The 1,226-nt window shown below is 64.0% G+C and carries 2 protein-coding genes; one reads left to right on the top strand and one right to left on the bottom strand.

Translation table 11 applies throughout. The features are described 5' to 3' along the window. The coding region (locus A2I95_RS39700; RefSeq protein WP_367153217.1) for an ABC transporter permease at window positions 1-742 on the top strand (742 nt) is incomplete at its 5' end. Window positions 743-809: 67 nt separating this feature from the next. On the opposite strand, the gene A2I95_RS39695 is transcribed toward A2I95_RS39700, so the two are convergent. Further along, the coding region (locus tag A2I95_RS39695) for a helix-turn-helix domain-containing protein (protein ID WP_291737842.1) at window positions 810-1,226 on the bottom strand (417 nt) is incomplete at its 5' end.

Below are 1,226 nucleotides of genomic sequence, written 5' to 3'. Positions count from 1 at the left end.
TGCCCAGGCTTTCCGCAAGGTGCTGCTGCCGTTCATGCGGCCGGCCATCGCTTCGGCGGCGGTGCTGGCATTCCTGGCATCGTTCGAGAACTACAACACCACCACCTTCACCTTCGGAGAATACCCGACGCTGACCATCGAACTGGCGCAGAAGGTGCGCTACGGCATCACGCCCGCGATCTCGGCGCTGGCCTTCATCATCGTGGTGCTGACGGTGTTTGCGGCGCTGGCCAATGAGGCCGGCTTGCGCCGCCGCGAACTGGTCGCCGCCGCCCGCAAGAAGGCAACAGTGGAGGAGCTGGAAAGCGGCAAGCTGCGGCTGCCCGGTTTCCTCAGCTCCAATGTTGCGGCGGTGGCGCTGGTGGTTGTGGCCTGTGCCACGGTCGCGGTGGTCGGCACTGCCACGGTCTACAGCCCGCAGCAATGCATTGCCGACATTCAGGAGCAAAAGCGCCTGGAGACCGAAGAGCGCATCCAGGAGCTGCGCCGCCAGCGCGAGCTGCGTCGCCAGCAGCAGCTGGAACAGCAGGGCGAGGCTGCCCCAGCCCAATCCGCGCCCTCCACCGGCACCGGCAACAACTCCGGCTTCGGCGGCGTCTTTGCCCCAGGCACCCTGTCGGGCGACGAAGAGGATGGCGCGGAGGCAGAGCAGGAACCGCAGGGCAACGGCTCCGGATTCGGCAATGTCTTTGACCCCGGCGCCCTCTCCAACGATGGCGAGGACAGCGGATCAGGGAACTGAACCGGGTCCCAAACAGACAAAAGGCGGCCTTAGGGCCGCCTTTTTTCATAAATGTGCCAGCTTGTTTTCAGGCGGCGGATCCTGCTGGGTGGCTGTCCGCGTAGTATTCTTTGCGGAAAGCCAGCGGGCTGGTCTTGTATTCGCGCTTGAACCATTCGGTAAGGTTGCTGCGCGAGCCAAAACCGGTGGCGGCGACGATCTCGGCCAGCGGCAGGGTGGTATGCAGCAACAGCTGGCGGGCCTTCTCAATCCGCAGCTTGCGATAGGCGGCCAGCGGACTGGTTCTGGTTTTTTGCTGAAAACGGCGTTCCAGCTTGCGCGGAGAGACGCCGGCCTGCTGGGCAATGTCGCGGATCAAAAGCGGCTCTTCGAGGTTCTGCTGCATCAGGTCGAGGATTTTGACGATCAGCGCGTCGCCGCCGGCGGTCTGGCGTAGTTGCAGCGATATTCTGGATTGCTCCGATGCCGGGCCAAAGGCCAGGCC

Source organism: Leisingera sp. F5, from assembly GCF_001593695.1.
Note: the sequence above shows the minus strand (reverse complement) of the source record. Positions and strands in the feature narration are given on the sequence as shown.